General features: G+C 63.6%; 15 protein-coding genes and 1 riboswitch. Of the genes, 6 read left to right on the top strand and 9 right to left on the bottom strand.

What is annotated here, in order from left to right:
- Positions 1–232: 232 nt before the first annotated feature.
- Positions 233–1099 (top strand): RNA polymerase factor sigma-32, encoded by an 867-nt coding sequence (locus AC1Q80_RS19060; RefSeq protein ID WP_173418383.1) that lies wholly within the window; start codon positions 233–235, stop codon positions 1097–1099.
- Between the two features lie 178 nt (positions 1100–1277).
- Here the strand turns inward: AC1Q80_RS19060 and AC1Q80_RS19055 are convergent, their stop codons facing one another.
- The 4 genes from AC1Q80_RS19055 to thiB form a co-directional block, all read right to left on the bottom strand.
- The gene (locus tag AC1Q80_RS19055) at positions 1278–2789 is read right to left on the bottom strand and encodes a M48 family metalloprotease (protein WP_173418382.1); all 1512 of its coding nucleotides are present in this window, start codon (positions 2787–2789) and stop codon (positions 1278–1280) included.
- Positions 2790–3082: 293 nt separating this feature from the next.
- The gene (locus AC1Q80_RS19050; RefSeq protein ID WP_492361453.1) at positions 3083–3799 is read right to left on the bottom strand and encodes a thiamine ABC transporter ATP-binding protein; all 717 of its coding nucleotides are present in this window, start codon (positions 3797–3799) and stop codon (positions 3083–3085) included.
- On the bottom strand, positions 3796–5400 hold the full coding sequence (gene thiP / locus AC1Q80_RS19045; RefSeq protein ID WP_492361511.1) for a thiamine/thiamine pyrophosphate ABC transporter permease ThiP: 1605 nt from the start codon (positions 5398–5400) through the stop codon (positions 3796–3798). The genes AC1Q80_RS19050 and thiP overlap by 4 nt, the downstream gene beginning before the upstream one ends.
- A 31-nt stretch (positions 5401–5431) precedes the next feature.
- A complete protein-coding gene (gene thiB, locus AC1Q80_RS19040; protein WP_492361452.1) occupies positions 5432–6460 on the bottom strand; it encodes a thiamine ABC transporter substrate binding subunit in 1029 nt (342 codons plus the stop codon).
- Between the two features lie 49 nt (positions 6461–6509).
- A riboswitch (TPP riboswitch) is annotated at positions 6510–6627 on the bottom strand.
- Between the two features lie 176 nt (positions 6628–6803).
- On the opposite strand from thiB, the gene AC1Q80_RS19035 reads away from it, so the two are divergent.
- The 4 genes from AC1Q80_RS19035 (at position 6804) to AC1Q80_RS19020 (ending at position 11078) form a co-directional block, all read left to right on the top strand.
- Complete coding sequence (locus AC1Q80_RS19035; RefSeq protein WP_173418379.1) at positions 6804–7454, top strand: thiamine diphosphokinase; 651 nt, start codon at positions 6804–6806, stop codon at positions 7452–7454.
- A 3-nt stretch (positions 7455–7457) separates the two neighbouring features.
- On the top strand, positions 7458–9284 hold the full coding sequence (locus AC1Q80_RS19030; RefSeq protein WP_492361451.1) for an ABC-F family ATP-binding cassette domain-containing protein: 1827 nt from the start codon (positions 7458–7460) through the stop codon (positions 9282–9284).
- Between the two features lie 79 nt (positions 9285–9363).
- Entirely contained in the window at positions 9364–9843 is a 480-nt protein-coding gene (locus tag AC1Q80_RS19025; RefSeq protein ID WP_492361450.1) for a MarR family winged helix-turn-helix transcriptional regulator, read from the top strand.
- Positions 9840–11078 carry a multidrug effflux MFS transporter gene (locus tag AC1Q80_RS19020; protein ID WP_173418376.1) on the top strand — a complete coding sequence of 413 codons (1239 nt, stop codon included), beginning with the start codon at positions 9840–9842 and terminating at the stop codon, positions 11076–11078. Before AC1Q80_RS19025 ends, AC1Q80_RS19020 begins: the two co-directional genes overlap by 4 nt.
- Positions 11079–11158: 80 nt before the next feature.
- Here the strand turns inward: AC1Q80_RS19020 and AC1Q80_RS19015 are convergent, their stop codons facing one another.
- Positions 11159–12376 (bottom strand): argininosuccinate synthase, encoded by a 1218-nt coding sequence (locus AC1Q80_RS19015; protein WP_173418375.1) that lies wholly within the window; start codon positions 12374–12376, stop codon positions 11159–11161.
- 175 nt (positions 12377–12551) lie between these two features.
- Here AC1Q80_RS19015 and AC1Q80_RS19010 point away from each other — a divergent pair, with 175 nt between their 5' ends.
- The gene (locus AC1Q80_RS19010; protein WP_492361449.1) at positions 12552–13193 is read left to right on the top strand and encodes a LysE family translocator; all 642 of its coding nucleotides are present in this window, start codon (positions 12552–12554) and stop codon (positions 13191–13193) included.
- Between the two features lie 257 nt (positions 13194–13450).
- On the opposite strand, the gene AC1Q80_RS19005 is transcribed toward AC1Q80_RS19010, so the two are convergent.
- The 4 genes from AC1Q80_RS19005 to rlmN all read right to left on the bottom strand — a co-directional run bounded on the left by AC1Q80_RS19005 (position 13451) and on the right by rlmN (position 17746).
- Positions 13451–14245, bottom strand: a complete 795-nt coding sequence (locus tag AC1Q80_RS19005; protein ID WP_053251658.1) for an ABC transporter ATP-binding protein — start codon at positions 14243–14245, stop codon at positions 13451–13453.
- A complete protein-coding gene (locus AC1Q80_RS19000) occupies positions 14242–15120 on the bottom strand; it encodes an ABC transporter permease (protein WP_173418373.1) in 879 nt (292 codons plus the stop codon). The genes AC1Q80_RS19005 and AC1Q80_RS19000 overlap by 4 nt, the downstream gene beginning before the upstream one ends.
- A 225-nt stretch (positions 15121–15345) precedes the next feature.
- Entirely contained in the window at positions 15346–16299 is a 954-nt protein-coding gene (locus tag AC1Q80_RS18995; protein ID WP_492361448.1) for an ABC transporter substrate-binding protein, read from the bottom strand.
- 211 nt (positions 16300–16510) lie between these two features.
- On the bottom strand, positions 16511–17746 hold the full coding sequence (gene rlmN, locus AC1Q80_RS18990) for a dual-specificity RNA methyltransferase RlmN (RefSeq protein ID WP_173418371.1): 1236 nt from the start codon (positions 17744–17746) through the stop codon (positions 16511–16513).
- Positions 17747–17827: the final 81 nt, after the last annotated feature.

The following is a 17827-nucleotide window of genomic DNA, read 5'->3' as shown; positions in this document are numbered from 1 at the left end:
CCGCGCATTTACCAAGGCCGGCAGGGATGCGCCGCCTTCCTGCCGGGGCGATCTGGGTCCTGTGATCTTTTGTCAGAATTCAGCTTCGTAGTTTGGAAGTAGGGCGCCTCACCGTTTCTTCAAGTTTCGGTGTCGCCGCATACGCCGCCGCCGGCGCCGGTAGGGTTTGCCCCCGTCCGGCCCTTGGACTTCACCCGAAAGCGGCGTCCAGGCGCCCGCCATGGAGCGATCGATGAGGACTCTCACAGCAGACAGGCGCATGATCAAGATTGCGATGGAGGCACCTTATCTCGAGCGTGAAGAAGAGCACGCCCTGGCAAAGGCTTGGCGCAACGATCATGATCAGGACGCCCGCAACAAGATCGCCATGTCGCATATGCGGCTGGTCATCTCCATGGCGGCAAAATTCCGCAATTTCGGCCTGCCGATGGGCGACCTCGTCCAGGAGGGGCATATAGGCCTGCTCGAAGCCGCAGCGCGCTTCGAACCCAGCCGCGAAGTCCGCTTCTCCACCTACGCCACCTGGTGGATTCGCGCCTCGATGCAGGACTACGTGCTGCGCAACTGGTCAATCGTTCGCGGCGGCACCAGTTCGGCGCAAAAGGCACTGTTCTTCAATCTTCGCAGGCTGCGCGCGCGGCTGGCGCAAGGGGATCGTCAGCTGACATCGCAGGCGATGCATGAGGAAATCGCCGTGGCACTCGGCGTCAGTATCGCCGACGTGCAGACCATGGATGCCCGCCTGTCCGGCAGCGACACGTCGCTGCAGGCGCCTGTCGGCGGCCCGGATTCCGATGGCGGAGAGCGCCTCGACTTTCTTGCAAGCGATGCGCCCCTGCCTGACGAACAGGTGAGCGAGATGATCGACGGCGAGCGTGCCCGCATCTGGCTTCATGACGCCATGGGTGCGCTGACCGAGCGCGAGATGAGGATTATTCGCGCGCGGCGCCTGTCGGAAGAGGGGGCCACGCTGGAAGAGCTCGGTCTCGATCTCGGCATCTCCAAGGAGCGGGTCCGCCAGATCGAGACGCGGGCACTCGAGAAGCTGCGGGCGGCACTGGCAACCAAAGCACCGGCGCTGACATCGGTCGTGCATTGAGGCATTTCCGGAAGTTTCCAGGCGGCCCTCCGTCAGCGACGGATGGCGCATGCGAGGCAAGGCTCGTGGTTGCGGCTGGACGCGAACGCGAAACGGCAGTGTGCGCAGCTCAAATGCATCTTCACGGCAATGACATGGGACGACGTCGAACCTGAGATGGGTGCGGCGCCGTCTGCGTCTATTCGGAAATGATCTTGACCCGATCGCCCGGCTTGATCGTCGAGGTGACCTGCATGGCGTTGATCAGCCGGAACAGATCGAGCTTGCGGTCGGTGCCCATCATCCGGGCGGCCAGGGTGGCGATCGTTTCTCCGGGCTTGACCACGGCGACGCGGATACGCAGCGGCTTCAGCGACTGGGCTTCAGCCGGGGTCATCTTGCGGAACGAGGTGCGCAGTTGGTTGGCTGTCGGCTCCAGCGCACGTGATCCCTTCGGAACGGCGGTCAGGAAGCGGTAGATGCGGTTGTCGATGCGTACCACGGTCACGTCGAAGTCCCAGCGATCGGCGGACGCGCGCGCCGTTGCGGCCTCAAGGCCATTGACGCTGATCGGGCGGATGGTTTCGGGTTGCAGGCCCGTTACCCAACCGCTGGCGATATAGTCCGTCAGGCTCTTGCGGGCCGTGTCGGCAATGCCGTCGAACCGGACCGCCACGTCGCCGGGGCCTGTTGCCAGGACAGCCTCCGCCTTGTTGTCGATCTGGAAGCCGGCCGGCACATCGAAGCGGATGCCGAGCTGCCCGTGCATGAAAGTCTGGCCGCGGACATAGCCCTCCTGCGGGCTGTCGCCATAAAGCAGTCCGTCAATGCCGGCGAGGTAATAATCGCGCCCGCGGTCACCGCTGGTGCCCTCGGCGCCAAAGGCGCGCGCGTGTCGGCGCGCGAGATCGACGCGCTGCGGCGCATTCGGGTGGCTCGAGAGGAAGTCGAGGCTCTGGTCGGCTTCCGGATCAACGGCGGAGAAGCGGCTGTAGGCGGCCATCGAATCGAGGAAGCGCGCCGCCGCATAGGGGTCGTAGCCCGCCTCTCCGAGCATGCGCACGCCGATGACGTCGGCCTGGAGCTCCTGGTTGCGGGAGAAGGCGGCCAGCCGCAATTTGCCCCGTGCCAGCGCCTGCTTGCCGGCGAGATCCGAGGAGAGCACTTCGGAGACGACGCGGCTGGCGATGACTTCCGCCTCCTCGCGTTGCTGGCGCTCGATGCCGTGATTGGCGGTGACGTGTGCCATTTCATGCGACAGCACGGCTGCAACTTCGGACGCGTCATTGGCGAGCGCTAGCAGGCCGCGAGTGACGTAGAGATAGCCACCGGGCAGCGCAAAGGCGTTGATCGCCGGAGAATTGAGAATAGTGATGCGGTAGGACTGCTGCGGATTTTCCGAAACGGCCGTCAGCGCGCCGGCGATGCGGGCGACCAGCCGCTCCGTCTTTGCATCCTTGTACTCTCCGCCGTAGCTGGCGACGATGCGCGGGTGTTCGCGCGCGCCGAGCTGGGCACGGGGGTCGTTCTTCTGGACTTCGTCGACGATCTGCGGATTGGAGGACGGCGATACGGTCGGCTCGTAAGTCTGCTCGATCACTGACTGGCAGGCGGAAAGCAGCGTTGTCGCGAGCAATGCAACCACAGCACGTGTCCGGAGGCCTCCGCGCTTGGGCGGGAACCGGTCGTTTCTGACTGTATGACTTTCCATGCCTCAGCCCGTTTCCCGTCCAACGCCACTCCACCCTGGGAACTCTGTGGCGTTGAAAGTCTTACTTTTTCAGCCGGATAGGTCCGCTCCGGCACGCGTATTCCAGCCCAGGTCTTGCTGTATCCATTTCAGCGCCACCTGCCTAGTTTACCCCGACAGAAATAGTTGCCCCGTGGTATCACGGCAACGGATACGCGAATATTCGTGCCTCGTGCGCCGGATAATCCGCGCGTCGCATGGCGCGACGGTCAAATTGTGGCGAAGTGCCTCGTACGGCACGATTCTAAGCCGCATTACTCGTTGCCGAGAAAGCGGTTGATCGCCGCCATGTCGCGACGCTCGAGGAAGCGTTCGACCGGATCATGGGCGATGATACGCCCCTGGTCCAGAAAAAGCACGCTATCGGCCAGCGCCCTCACGTCATCGGGATGGTGCGTGATCATCAGGATCGTATTGTTCTCCTGGCGATGCAGGTCCCGCAGCAGCGCCCGCATGCCGGCCCTCATGCCGGGATCGAGAGCGGCAAAAGGCTCGTCCAGCAGCAACAGCGGGCGATGTCGCACCAGGGCGCGGGCGAGCGCCACACGCTGACGTTCGCCGCCGGACAGTGTCGGCGGCAGCCGCTTGCCGAAACCGTCGAGCCCGACGCGGCCAAGGGCATCATCTATCCGCGCCCGATCACCCGCGGAAAGGCGAAGCGAGGGGCTGATGCCGAAACCGACATTGGTGGCGATGTCGAGATGTGCAAACAGGTTGTTGTCCTGGAAGATGACGGATACCGGCCTTTCCGACGGTGCCTGTTCCGACATAGTCTTGCCGAGAATGCGAACCTCGCCCCGATCCGGATCCTCGAAGCCGGCGATGACGTGAAAGAGCGTCGACTTTCCGGACCCGGACGCGCCGGCGACCGCGACGATGCCGCCTGGCGCAACGGTGCAGTCGAAGTGAAGCGCCGTTGTGTCGTAGAGGATATCGACGCCGACGAGCTCGACCGCGCTTTCCGGGTTCATGCGTTACGTCCTTCCGGCACGCGCCTGTCGCCGGCCGTGCCGAGCATGGTGAAGACCAGGCAGAGCAAGCCGAGGAATAGCGCCAGCCCGGCTGCATCCGCTGTGCGATAGCTGCCCATCCGGCTATAGAGCAGCCATGGCAGCGTGATCATGTCCTGCGAGCCGAATAGCGCCACGGCGCCAAGGTCGCCGAGGGATAGCGCCATGGCGAAGGAAAAGGCCATCAGCAATGGTTTCTTCAGCGGCGGCAGATCGATCCATCGCAGGCGATGGAGGCCGCGGATGCCGAGGCTTGCTGTCAGCCTGTCGGTGCGCGCCGCATGGGTTGCCATCGCCGGGGCCAGGATCCGATGGACGAAGGGCAACGCCATCAAGCCATTGATGGCAACAACGATGGCGGGGGCAAAACGGGCGACATCGCCGAAGGGGCGCAGAAACAGGAACCAGCCCGCTCCAAGCACGACCGGCGGCACGAGCAGAACCAGGGAGGTGCTGGCCGTGACTGCGCCTGCAAAAAACCTTGCCAAGGTGGGTGCGTGGCGACCCGCCGTGACGGTACCAGCGGCCCGGATCATCGCGGCGGCGATACCGACACAAAGCAACGCCGAGCCGACAGCAATGGCGATGCTGGTGATGAGGGCGCGATGCACGGTCGGATCGCCCGCCAGCTTCGCCAGGTCGGCGCGCAGGCCGGAACCGACAACGGCGGTCAGTGGCGCACCGATGAAGACAAGCGCGAACAGGATCCAGCCGGTATCGGACAGGCGGGAGAGGCCGGTGTCTGCATCGTACCGCATTGAGGCTCGACCGCCGGTGACGCTTTGCGCCGGCTCCGTCGCGACACGGGCGAGGACCAGGAGCAGCGCGCCGGTCATGACAATCTGCAGGGCAGAGAGTGCAATCGCCCTCTGAGGATCGAAGTCGAAGCGTAGCGCCTGATAGATTGCCACCTCGATGGTGCTGGCGGCCGGCCCGCCACCGAGCGTCAGCACCAGCGTGAAGCTGGTGGCGCAAAGCATGAAAACGAGGCCGGCGGCACCTGGCAGCAATCCGCGCAGGATCGGCCACTCGACAAAGCGGAAGAGTGCGGCGGGCGGCATGCCAAGATTGGCGGCGGTTCTCCAGTATTCCGAGGGGATGCGCTCCAGCCCGGCAAGGAAGAGGCGTGCGACCAGCGGCATGTTGAAGAAGACGTGAGCAAGCAGGATGCCGAAGAGGCCGTAGATGCTGACAGGCTGTTGAAGCCCGAGCCCGGCCAGAGCCGTATTGAGCACACCCTGCCGGCCCCAGATCTCGATTAAGCCCAGGGCGCCGACCAGAACAGGAAGGCCGAGCGGCAGGGCCATGAGCCGCAGCACCCAGACGCGGCCGGGAAAACGCGCCCGACGCGCCAGTGCGCGGGCGATCGGAATGGCGAGCAGAACCGAGAGCAGCGTCGAAAGGCTCGCCTGCAGCAATGTGAAGCGCGTGACCCGCCAGATATAGGCATCGAACAGCACGCCATTGCCGAAGCCGCCGGCCTGGAACAGAAGCGCTGCGACCGCCAGACAGACGAACAGAAGGATGCCGCCGAGACTTAAAGTCCCGGCGGTGATCGTGATCCTGTTTTCGGCAGGCGCAAACAAGCTCGCCTCAGTTCTTGCTCATGGCTGCGAGCCATTCGTCGATCCAGGCCTTGCGGTTTGCCGCCACGTCTTCCGACGGCAGCAGGAAGGTCTTGGCCGGATTGACCAGCTTGCCGAAGGCTTCAGGCAGCGGCTCCTTGGTGGCGGCGACAGGCATCATCCAGTTGGTGGTCGGGATGATCGACTGGAACTCCGGACCGGTCATGAAGCCGAGAAACTGCTTGGCAAGCTCCGGCTCCTTGGCGCTCTTGGTCATGCCGGCGACTTCGATCTGGATGTAGTGGCCTTCCGAGAATTCGGCCGCCTGGTAGCGGTCGGTGTTCTCAGCCACCATGTGGTAGGCGGGAGACGTGGTGTAGGAGAGCACCATCGGTGCTTCGCCCTTGGTGAAGAGACCATAGGCTTCCGACCAGCCTGGCGTCACGGTCAGAACCCGATCCTTGAGCTTGGCCCAGGCGGCACCGGCTTCGTCGCCATAGACGGCCTTGACCCACAGGAGCAGGCCGAGACCCGGCGTCGATGTGCGCGGATCCTCGATGACGATCTTCTGCGACGGGTCGCCTTCGACCAGGTCCTTCAGGCTCTTCGGCGGGGTCTTCAGGGTCTGGGTGTCGTAGACGACGGCGAAATGGCCGTAATCATAGGGAAGGAAGGTGTCGTCGGTGAAGTCGCCGGGCACCTTGACGTCCTTGGCCTCGATGCCGTGCGGCGCGAAGAAGCCGGTGGCCTTGGCTTCGGCGACGAGGTTGGTGTCGAGGCCAAGCACGATGTCAGCCTTGGAGGCAGCACCCTCGAGTTTCAGGCGGGTCAGAAGCTCGACGCCATCGGCGACGCCGACATAGGTGACCTTGCATTCGCAGGTCTTCTCGAAGGCTTCGGCGACCTTGGCGCCCGGGCCCCATTCGGTGATGAAGCTCTCATAGGTGTAGACGGTCAGAGTCTTGTCTGCGGCAGACACGCCGGTCGTAAAGACAAGGCTGGCGGCAGCGGCAAGCGCTAGCCGGCTAAGGAACTTCAGTTGCGATGATTTGGACATGGCAGGCACCTCTCCCTAAAAATAATGTTGCATGGGAAAAGGGCGTATCGATCCGATCGCGTCTAATCCCTCCGCCGGTATGAGCCGGATCAGGTTCCGCGGGTTGGCGTTAAACGCCTCTCAGCCTTCGGCCAGCATGTGGTCGGAAGGCACCCCGTTAGAGCGGGTAGAGATTTACCGCCGTGACGGTTTGATGGCAAGCGGAGTTTGAACGCGGTATCCAGCAGCCCGACGCCCGCCGATGCTGCCAAGCCTGATGACATCAACGCAAAATCGCCGGATCGCCCCCTCGTTCGGTTTTCTTGCTTTTCCTTGGCAGTGCCTTTGCGCTATGGGCTTTGCCATGGCCCGATCCACCTTCACCATTCTGCTCGGCGGTGCACTGACCCTTACCGATCGCCTTGCGCGCCAGCTTGCCGGCAGCCGCTTCGTTGCGGCCGATGGCGGCATGCGGCATGCGCGCACCCTGTCGGTGATCCCCGATGTCTGGGTTGGCGATTTCGATTCGACCGAGGAGACGCTGCTTGCCGAGTTTGCCGGCGTCCCGCGCGAACCCTATCCCGCCGCCAAGGCTGCAACCGATGGTGAAATCGCCGTCGAGGCTGCGCTTACGCGCGGTGCGGGAGCCCTGATCTTTGCCGGTGCGCTCGGAGGATCCCGCAGCGATCATGCCTTCCTGCACCTGCTTCAGGCCGCTTCGCTGGCCGAACGCGGCTTGCCGGTGTTCATGACGTCGGGCGAGGAAGAGGCCTATCCGCTGCTTTCAGGCGAGATCGAGATCGATCTGCCGAAGGGCAGTCTGTTTTCGATCCTCGGACTGACCGATCTCTTCGGCCTGACGATCGTCAATGCGCGCTATCCGCTGACCGATTTCACCTTGCCGTTCGGGTCGTCCCGCACCGTTTCCAATGTTGCGGAGGGTCCCCTTCGCATTTCCCTCGACACCGGCCGGGCGATTGTTCTCGCTCGCCCCTATGACCTTTCCGGAGCCTGAGCCTTGGCGCCTCCCATTCTGAAACTCGACGATATCTTCCTCACCTTCGGGGGCACGCCGCTTCTGGCCGGCGCCAACCTGCAGGTGGAGCCGGGTGATCGCATCTGCCTTGTCGGGCGCAACGGTTCCGGCAAATCGACGCTGATGAAGATCGCTGCCGGTCTTGCCGAGGCGCAATCGGGTGAGGTGTTCCGCCATCCGTCCTCGACGGTCCGTTACCTGCCCCAGGCACCGGATTTCGAAGGCTACGACACGGTGCAGGCCTATGCGGAATCGGGTCTTGGTCCGAGCGACGATCCGTACCGCGTCGCCTATCTGCTGCAGCATCTGGGCCTGACCGGCGAAGAAGACCCGTCGCGCCTTTCCGGCGGCGAGGCGCGCCGCGCAGCACTTGCGCGCGTGATGGCGCCGGAGCCGGATATTCTTCTGCTCGACGAGCCGACCAACCATCTCGACCTGCCGACGATCGAATGGCTCGAAGACGAGCTGACCCGCAGTCGCTCGGCCCTGGTGCTGATCTCGCACGACCGGCGCTTCCTGGAAAAGGTATCGACCGCGACGGTATGGCTCGATCGCGGCCAGTCGCGCCGGCTCGACCGGGGTTTCGGCCATTTCGAGGCCTGGCGCGACGAAGTGCTGGAGGCCGAAGAACTGGAACAGCACAAGCTCGGCAAGGCGATCGAGCGTGAGGAGCACTGGCTGCGCTACGGCGTCACCGCCCGGCGCAAGCGCAACATGCGCCGTCTCGGCGAGCTGCAGGACATGCGCTCGCGCCATCGCGGCCACAAGGGGCCGCAGGGCTCCGTCCAGGCGACTGCGTCGGACGCCAAGGAATCCGGCAAGCTGGTCATCGAGGCGGAAAAGATCACCAAGGCTTACGGCGAACGGACGATCGTCGCGCCGTTTTCGATCCGTGTGCATCGCGGCGACCGGATCGGCCTCGTCGGTCCAAACGGTGCCGGCAAGACCACGCTGTTGAAGATGCTGACCGGGCAAATCGAGCCGGATACCGGCACTGTGAAGCTCGGCACCAACCTGGAGATGGCGACGCTCGACCAGAAGCGCGAGGATCTGAACCTCGAGGACACGCTGGCCCATTACCTGACCGACGGACGCGGCGAGAGCCTGATCGTCAACGGCGAGCAGCGCCATGTGACCGGCTACATGAAGGATTTCCTGTTCCAGCCGGAGCAGGCCCGGACCCCCATCCGCGAGCTTTCGGGCGGCGAGCGCGCCCGGCTGATGCTGGCGCGCATTCTTGCCCGCGCCACCAACTTGCTGATCCTTGACGAGCCGACCAACGACCTCGACATCGAAACGCTCGACCTGCTGCAGGAAGTCGTCGCCGGCTTTGCCGGAACCGTCATCCTCGTCAGCCACGATCGTGACTTCCTCGACCGCACTGTCAGCTCGACCATCGCGCCGGGCAATCCGGAAGCGCCTGATGGTCGCTGGATCGAATATGCCGGCGGCTATACCGACATGATGGCGCAGCGCAAGGGCGCGATCGAGGAGCGACGCAAGGCCGAGAAGGCGGAAAAGGCGAAGGTGTCCGACGCCGCGGCCCCTGCAGGCGAAACGTCGAAGGCCAAGGGCAAGCTCTCCTACAAGCAGAAGTTCGCGCTTGAAAACCTGCCGAAGGAGATCGCCAAGGCCGAAGCGGAGGCTGCCAAGCGCGAGGAGCGGATGGCTGATCCCAATCTCTTTGCCAAGGATCCGAACACGTTTGCGAAGCTGGCGCAGGAGCTGGAGAAGCTTCGCGGCGATCTCGCGCGCATGGAAGAGGAATGGCTGGAGCTGGAGATGCTGCGCGAGGAACTGGAAGGCTGAGGCTCACCGGCCCCCCGCGTTGAAAGTTGGCAAGGAGTATGATAAGGAAAGCTTATTATATCTCTTGTGAACGATCCTGATGCCGACAAAACTCGAATCTGAAACCATCGGCATGTTGCTGACCGATGTCTCCCGCCTTCTGCGCGGCGCCTTTGACCGCAAGGTCAACGCGCTCGACCTCGGCATCACACCAGGCGAAGCCCGCACACTGATCCAGGTGGCGCTGACCGAGGGCATCAAGCAGGCGGAAATCGCCACGCGCATGGGCATAGAGCCGATGACGCTGTCGGCCTATCTCGACCGGCTGGAGGCAATGGAGCTTGTGGCCCGGATGCCCGACCCGGCCGACCGCCGGGCCAAGAACGTTGTCATCACCGACAAGGCGGATCCGCTGCTCGCCGAGCTGATGGCGGGCCTGCGTGAAATGATGAATGCCTATACGGCTGGGCTCGACGAGGCGACGCGCGAGATGCTGCGCGGCAACCTGCGCATCCTGCGTGACAATCTGCGCCGCCTCGACCCCTGCGTCGCCGGCAAGGAGAAGGGTGCAAAGGAATGACGCGTCGCATGAGCGAACGGCGCACCAGCATCATCGGTGCCTTCCTGGTGGCGCTCGGCCCCGTTTCCATGGCGCTCTATACGCCGGCGATGCCCGAACTGGTGCGGGCCTTCTCCTCCAGCGAGGCGGCAATCAAGATGACGCTGTCGCTCTATTTCGCCGGCTTCGCCTTCGCGCAGCTGGTATCGGGCACGCTTTCCGACGTCATCGGCCGCCGGCGCACGACGCTGATCTTCATGGCCATCTACCTTGCCGGCAGCCTGATGGCGGCCTTTGCGCCGTCGGTTGCGGTTCTGCTTGCCGGGCGCCTGGTGCAGGGCATCGGCGCCTCGGTGGGCATGACGGTTGCGCGCGCCATCGTGCGCGACCAGTTTACCGGCCTGCAGGCAGCAAGGATCATGAACATGATCGGCATGATGCTGGCGATCGGCCCGGCGGTGTCGCCGACGCTCGGCGGCCTGGCGCTCGGCCTCTTCGGTTGGCAGTCGATCTTCTTCCTGATGGTCGGCTTTGCGCTGATGGCCTGTGTCAGCGTTCAGTTCTTCATGGCCGAAACCGCGACGCCCGATCCGGCGAAGGGGCATCTGCGCCCGATCCTTGCCGCCTATCGCGAGCTTGTGACCGACAGCCGCTTCGTCTCCTCGACCCTTGTGATCGCCGGTGCCGTCGGTGCGCTCTATGCCCAGGCGACCATGCTGCCCTTCGTCCTGATCGGGACGGTCGGGCTGACGCCCACCCAGTTTGGCGTCGGCATGCTGATGCAATCCGGTTTCTTCTTCTCGGGTACCGTCACGGTCAGGCTGCTGATGCGGAAATTCACGCCGCAAGCGCTGGTGCCGGCGGGGCTTTGTTTCATTGCCATCGGCAGCGTGGCGCTTGCCTACACCATGCATGCGCTCGAGCCGAGCTTCCTGTCGGTGATGGCGCCGGTCGGCGTCTATGCCTTCGGCATCGCCTTCGTCATGCCTTACATGATGACGGCGGCCATGGCGCCTTTCCCGCATATTGCCGGCACGGCCTCGGCGATGATGGGGTTCATCCAGATGGGCGCCGGCCTTCTCGGCGGTGCCCTGGCGGCCGTCGTCGGCGTACCGGTGCTGGCGCTCGGCACGATCATACCGAGCTTCGGCCTTCTCTGCGTGCTCAGCTATCTCTGGTACCGCCGCACCGTCCGCCTGGCGCCAGCGGCGGCGCCGGCCGATGGCAAGCAGGCCCTGCCGGAGGCGGCTGAGTAACAACGGCTCTGCCTGAACAGGACGCATAAAAAAGCCTCCGCGACCCAGGTCGCGGAGGCTTTGTATTAGGCTCTCGCAGTTTAGCGGTTGCGCGCGGCCAGCGTGCGCAGACGCAGCGCGTTGAGCTTGATGAAGCCGGCTGCATCCTTCTGGTCGTAGGCGCCCTGGTCGTCCTCGAAGGTGACCAGCTTGTCGGAATAGAGCGACTTGGCGCTTTCGCGGCCGGTAACCATGACGTTGCCCTTGTAGAGCTTCAGTGTCACTTCGCCTTCGACATGTTCCTGGCTCCGGTCGATCGCCGCCTGCAGCATTTCGCGCTCCGGCGAGAACCAGAAGCCGTAATAGATCAGCTCGGCGTAGCGCGGCATCAGCTCGTCCTTGAGGTGGGCAGCACCTCGGTCGAGCGTGATCGATTCGATCGCGCGGTGGGCGGCAAGCAGGATAGTGCCGCCGGGGGTCTCGTAGACGCCGCGCGACTTCATGCCGACGAAGCGATTTTCGACGAGGTCGAGGCGGCCGATGCCATTGTCGCGGCCATAGTCGTTGAGCTTGGCCAGCAGGTTTGCCGGCGACAGGCGCTCGCCGTTGATCGAGACGGCGTCGCCGCGCTCGAAGCCGACCTTGATGACGGTTGCCTTGTCGGGGGCCGCTTCCGGCGAGATCGTGCGCATGTGCACGTACTCAGGAGCTTCCTGCGACGGATCTTCCAGAACCTTGCCCTCGGACGAAGAGTGCAGCAGGTTGGCGTCGACGGAGAAGGGCGCCTCACCCTTCTTGTCCTTGGCAACCGGGATCTGGTGCTTCTCGGCGAATTCGAGCAGGTCGGTGCGGCTCTTGAACGACCAGTCGCGCCAGGGCGCGATGATCTTGATGTCGGGGTTCAGCGCATAGGCCGACAGCTCGAAGCGGACCTGGTCATTGCCCTTGCCGGTGGCGCCATGGGCGATGGCGTCAGCGCCGGTCTTCCTGGCGATATCGATCAGGTGCTTGGAAATCAGCGGCCGGGCGATCGAGGTGCCGAGCAGGTATACGCCTTCGTAAACGGCGTTGGCACGGAACATCGGGAAGACGAAATCCCGGACGAATTCCTCGCGCACGTCCTCGACGTAGATTTCCTTGATGCCGAGCATCTCGGCCTTCTTGCGCGCCGGTTCCAGTTCTTCGCCCTGGCCGAGGTCGGCCGTGAAGGTGACGACTTCGGCGCCGAGTTCGGTCTGCAGCCACTTCAGGATGATCGAGGTGTCGAGACCGCCCGAATAGGCGAGAACGACCTTTTTCACGTCTTTATGCGATGCCATGGTTTCCGTCCGTCTGGTCTTGGGAGAGGGCGGCGTGCCGCCTTGGAAATTCTGCGGCACTTTATCCAGAACACGCCTGGATACAAGCGGAACAACGCTGCAACAGGCGAATCCGCTCGCAAAAGCCGACGAGGCGGAATAGACCGGGCGACCGAGTGTTCCGGGGATCGCATACATGAACTTCCTTCCCAGCCTGCCAACGCTGTTCGGCTTCGCCGCAGCCACGCTTCTGCTTGCGGCAACGCCCGGTCCCGACATGACGCTGTCGATCAGCCGGGCGCTGTCGCAGGGCAAGAAAGCGGCGATGTTCGTGGTGCTCGGGACAAGCTTCGGCATTGTCGTCCATACGTTGCTCGTTGCCTTCGGCATCTCGGCGCTGATCACGGCCTCGCCGACGGCGTTTCTGGTGCTGAAGACCGGCGGTGCCGCCTATCTGCTCTGGCTTGCGGTGCAGGCGATCCGGTATGGATCGACGCTCTCGGTCAAGACGGTCGATAGCGCGGCGGTCACTGCGCTTTCCAACATCTCCTCGGGTTTCTGGGTGAACCTGCTCAACCCCAAGGTCATCATCTTCTTCATGACCTTCCTGCCGCAGTTCGTCAGCGCCGGCGATGCGTCGGTGACAGGCAAGCTTCTGTTTCTCGGCGCGCTGTTCATCGTCATCGGCATGCCGGTGAACATGCTGGTGGTCTTGACCGCCGACTGGCTGTCCGCCTGGCTGCAACGCAACAAGGCTTTCATGCGGGCGCTCGACTACAGCTTTGCCGGCGTCTTCTCGGTCTTTGCCGCGAAGATTTTTATGGCGACGGCACGATAGGTTTCAGCAAAGAGACCGCCCCTCATCTGCCTGCCGGCATCTTCTACCCGCCTGCGGGTGAAGAGCGTTTGCCGCATCGTTTGGCGGCAACAGCGGTCGCTGGAACAGCGTCGGGGGGAACGGCCTTTGGGTGCGCAACCTACGCCATTGGCCGGAGAGGGCTGAGAGGTCGCCACGTGTCTCTTCTCCCCGTATTGACGGGGAGAAGATGCCGGCAGGCAGATGAGGGGCAGGCAATGACGCCGAGGCTGACCGGATCAGCCGATCAGCAGAGCGTCGTCGTCGAGCGTCTGGCCTCGGATGCGGCGGAACATGGCGATGAGGTCCTCGACCTGCAGTTCCTTGCGGCTGTCGCCGGCAACGTCGAGCACGATCTCGCCACCGTGCAGCATGACGGTGCGGTGTCCATAATCGAGCGCCTGGCGCATCGAGTGGGTGACCATCATCGTCGTGAGCTTGCGTTCCGACACGATCTTCTGCGTGAGGTTCATGACGAACTCGGCCATGCCGGGGTCAAGGGCTGCGGTATGCTCGTCGAGCAGCAGCACTTCGGAGCCGGCAAGCGTCGCCATCACCAGCGAAACCGCCTGGCGCTGTCCGCCGGAAAGCAGATCCATGCGGTCGCCCATGCGGTTTTCAAGGCCGAGATTGAGTTCGGCGATGCGCTCGCGGAAATGCTCGCGGCGCTTGGGCCCGAGCGCTGCCATCAGCCCGCGCTTCTCGCCGCGCTTGGCGGCAAGTGCCAGGTTTTCTTCGATCGACAAGGCGCCGCAGCTGCCGGTCAACGGATCCTGGAACACGCGGGCGACGAGGCCGGCGCGGGCGGCGGTGCCCTTGCGGGTGACATCGGTCTTGCCGATCGTCACCTGGCCGGCGCTCGGCAGCACGTCGCCGGCGAGAACGCCGAGCAGCGTCGACTTGCCGGCACCGTTGGAGCCGATGACGGTGACGAAGGAGCCTTGCTCGATCGTCAGGTCGACGCCGTTCAGCGCCTGCTTCTGCAGTGGCGTTCCCTTGCCGAAGACGACCTGGATGTTCTTGACGCTGATCATGCCGCACCTCCGCGACGAAGACGGGGAAGGATGAGGGCAAAGGTCACGAGCACGGCAGTGACGAAATTGAGGTCGGATGCCTGCAGGCCGAGCATGTCGGTCGACAGCGCCAGCTGGATGGCGATGCGGTAGAGGATCGAGCCGAGCACGCAGCCGATCAGCGCAATCAGGATGCCGCGCGCGCCAAGCAACGTCTCGCCGATGATCACCGCGGCAAGACCGACGACAATGGTGCCGACGCCCGAGGTGACGTCGGCAAAACCGTTGGTCTGGGCAAAGAGAGCGCCGCCGAAGGCAACGAGCGCATTGGAGATCGCCATGCCCAGATAGATCTGCTTGTTGGTGTCGACGCCCTGCGCGCGGGCCATGCGGGCATTGGCGCCGGTCGCGCGCATCGCAAGGCCGGCATCGCTTTCAAGGAAGCGCCAGACAACGATGACGGCCACGAGAACGAGCACGCCGATGAAGAGCGGGCGAACGTAGAACTCACGCAGACCCAGTCCGAAGAACGGCGAAAGCATGGTATCGGCGTTGATCAGTGCGACGTTGGGTTTGCCCATGACGCGCAGATTGACCGAGAACAGCGCAATCATCGTCAGGATCGAGGCCAAGAGGTTGAGGATCTTGAAGCGCACGTTGAGCATGGCCGTGACGATGCCGGCGGCAGCCCCTGCCACCATGGCAACGCCGGCCGCGATCCACGGATTGACGCCGGCGATGATCAACACAGCGGTAACCGCAGCACCGAGCGGAAAAGACCCGTCGACTGTCAGGTCAGGGAAATCGAGAACCCGGAATGCGAGAAAGACGCCGATGGCGACGAAGGCGTATACCAGCCCCAGCTCGACGGCTCCCCATAAAGCGATTTGACTCAAATCCCCGACCCTCTTTTCCTGCCGCCCGCCCCAAGCTTCTTATATCGGCGCGGCGTCCCCGGTTGGCGCATGACGCCCGAAGATCCGGCGTCGGCGCAGTTTCAAACTGTCTGAGCGTATCTTGCGTAGCGCAAGGCAACCGCAGCGCTCCAATAACGAACCGCCCTCGTATGGAACGAGGGCGGCCAAAACGCAATAAACTTGAACCTGAAAAGGCTCTAAGCCTTATTCTACAACGCGTGTAGCGCGCTTGACGACACTTTCCGGAAGGGTGACGCCCATCTTTTCAGCGGCCTTCTTGTTGATCACCAGGTCGGAGCCGGCGGCAACCTTGACGGCGATATCACCCGGGTTTTCGCCCTTGAGGATGCGTACGACGATTTCGCCGGTCTGCTTGCCGACGTCATAGTAGTTGAAGCCGAGGGCTGCGAGCGAGCCGCGCGAGACCGAATCCGTATCGGCGGTGAAGAGCGGCAGCTTGGCTTCTTCGGCCACGGAAACCGCACCTTCAAGTGCGGAGATGATGGTGTTGTCGGTCGGAACGTAGATCGCGTCGGCACGGCCGACGAGCGCGCGGGCAGCGCCCTGGACTTCAGCGGACTTCGTCGCTGCGGACTCGACCACTGTCAGGCCGGCCTTTTCGGCTTCCGTCTTCAGTACCGCCAAAAGCGATACCGAGTTGGCTTCGCCGGAGTTGTAGAGATAGCCGATCGACTTGACGTTTGGCAGGATCTCCTTGATCAGCGCCACGTGCTCGGCGACCGGAGACATGTCGGAAAGGCCGGTGACGTTGCCACCCGGCTTGTCCATGTCCTTGACCAACTGCGCGCCGATCGGGTCGGACACGGCGGTGAAGACCACGGGAATGTCACGCGTCGAGGAAACGACGGCCTGGGCCGACGGGGTGGAGATCGGGACGATGACGTTCGGCGCTTCGCCGGCGAACTGGCGGGCGATCTGTGCGGCGGTTGCCGGGTTGCCCTGGGCCGACTCGTAGAGGAACTTGAGGTTCTCGCCTTCCTTGTAGCCGGCGGCCTTCAGCGCATCCTTCACGCCGTCGCGCGCAGCATCGAGAGCCGGATGCTCGACGATCGCGGTTACGGCGACAGTCACCTCATCGGCGCGCGCGGGCAGGGTAAATGCCACCGTGGCGGCAAGGGCGATGAGAAGTGAGCGCATGGGTGTCCTCCTAGATTGATTGCCCGCTTTCTTAGGAAACCGGGACCATGAAATCAATCGATAGGAATTGCATCACCCATCAAAGTTCTTCATCGATCCCGACATGCCTGTGGTTGATGCCGGGGATCGCTGCAATCTTTGGGCGTCGCAAGGCGCTGCAGGGGGGAGATGTCAGGTGCGGCGGGAAAAGCGCGCCACACTCATCGGTCCCTCAATCCTCGCCGTGATTGGCGATCATCATCGCTTCGAAGGCGAGGCGGTCGACCTTGCGCATGCGCTCGGATTCGGACTTCAGCTGGCCGCAGGCGGCAAGGATGTCGCGGCCGCGCGGCGTGCGGATCGGCGAGGCATAGCCCGCTTGGTTGATGAAGTCGGCAAACTTCTCGATCTGCTCCCAGTCGGAACACTGGTAGTTGGTGCCCGGCCAGGGGTTGAACGGGATGAGGTTGATCTTCGCCGGCACGCCCTTCAAGAGCTTGATCAGCTCCTTGGCGTCCTCGAGGCTGTCGTTGACGTCCTTCAGCATCACATATTCGAAGGTGATGCGGCGCGCATTCGACAGGCCCGGATAGGCGCGGCAGGCGTCCATCAGTTCCTTCAGCGGGTACTTCTTGTTGATCGGCACTAGCATGTCGCGCAGGTCGTCGCGCACGGCATGCAGCGAGATCGCCAGCATGACGCCGATCTCTTCGCCGGTCCGGTAGATTTCAGGCACGATGCCGGAGGTCGAAAGCGTGATGCGGCGCTTGGAGAGCGACAGGCCCTCGCCGTCGGAGGCGATCAGAAGCGCGGTCTTGACCTCTTCGAAATTGTAGAGCGGCTCGCCCATGCCCATCATGACGATGTTGGTGATCTTGCGGCCTTCGGCCGGCACGATCGCGCCCTGGGGCGTGTCGCGCTCCGGGAAGTCACCGAGCCGGTCGCGCGCCAGAAGCAGCTGCGCCAGGATTTCCTCGGCCGTCAGGTTGCGCACCAGCTTCTGCGTGCCGGTGTGACAGAACGAACAGGTCAGCGTGCAGCCGACCTGGCTGGAAATGCACAGCGTGCCACGGCCTTCCTCGGGAATATAGACCGTTTCGATCTCGACCGGACGGCCGGCGCCGCGAGCGGGAAAGCGCAGCAGCCATTTGCGGGTGCCGTCGCCCGAGGTCTGTTCCTCGACGATCTCAGGCCGGGCAATGGTGAAATGCTGCTTCAGCATCTCGCGCATGTCCTTGGACACGTTCAGCATCTCGTCGAAATCGGAAACGCCGCGCACATAGAGCCAGTGCCAGAGCTGGCTGACCCGCATCTTGACCTGACGCTCGGGCACGCCCTTTTCGACGAGCGCCTTGGCCATGTCCTCGCGCAACAGCCCGATCAGGGAAGGCTTCTCGGCCTGCGGGGCGATGCGCGCCTGCGGTGCCCTGACGGTATCCACCCGGTTCAAGATTTCAGTGGCTGCCATGCTGTGGTGTCCTGTCGTACAGAAAACGCCCGTCCGGAGAAGGGGTCCGGAGATTGTCCTGATGCTCGAATTGAAATCGGT

It is taken from the genome of Ensifer sp. GW823-FHT05D09, from assembly GCF_058795755.1.
The sequence above is the reverse complement of the archived record's forward strand: the minus strand, read 5'-3'. Positions and strand labels throughout refer to the sequence as shown.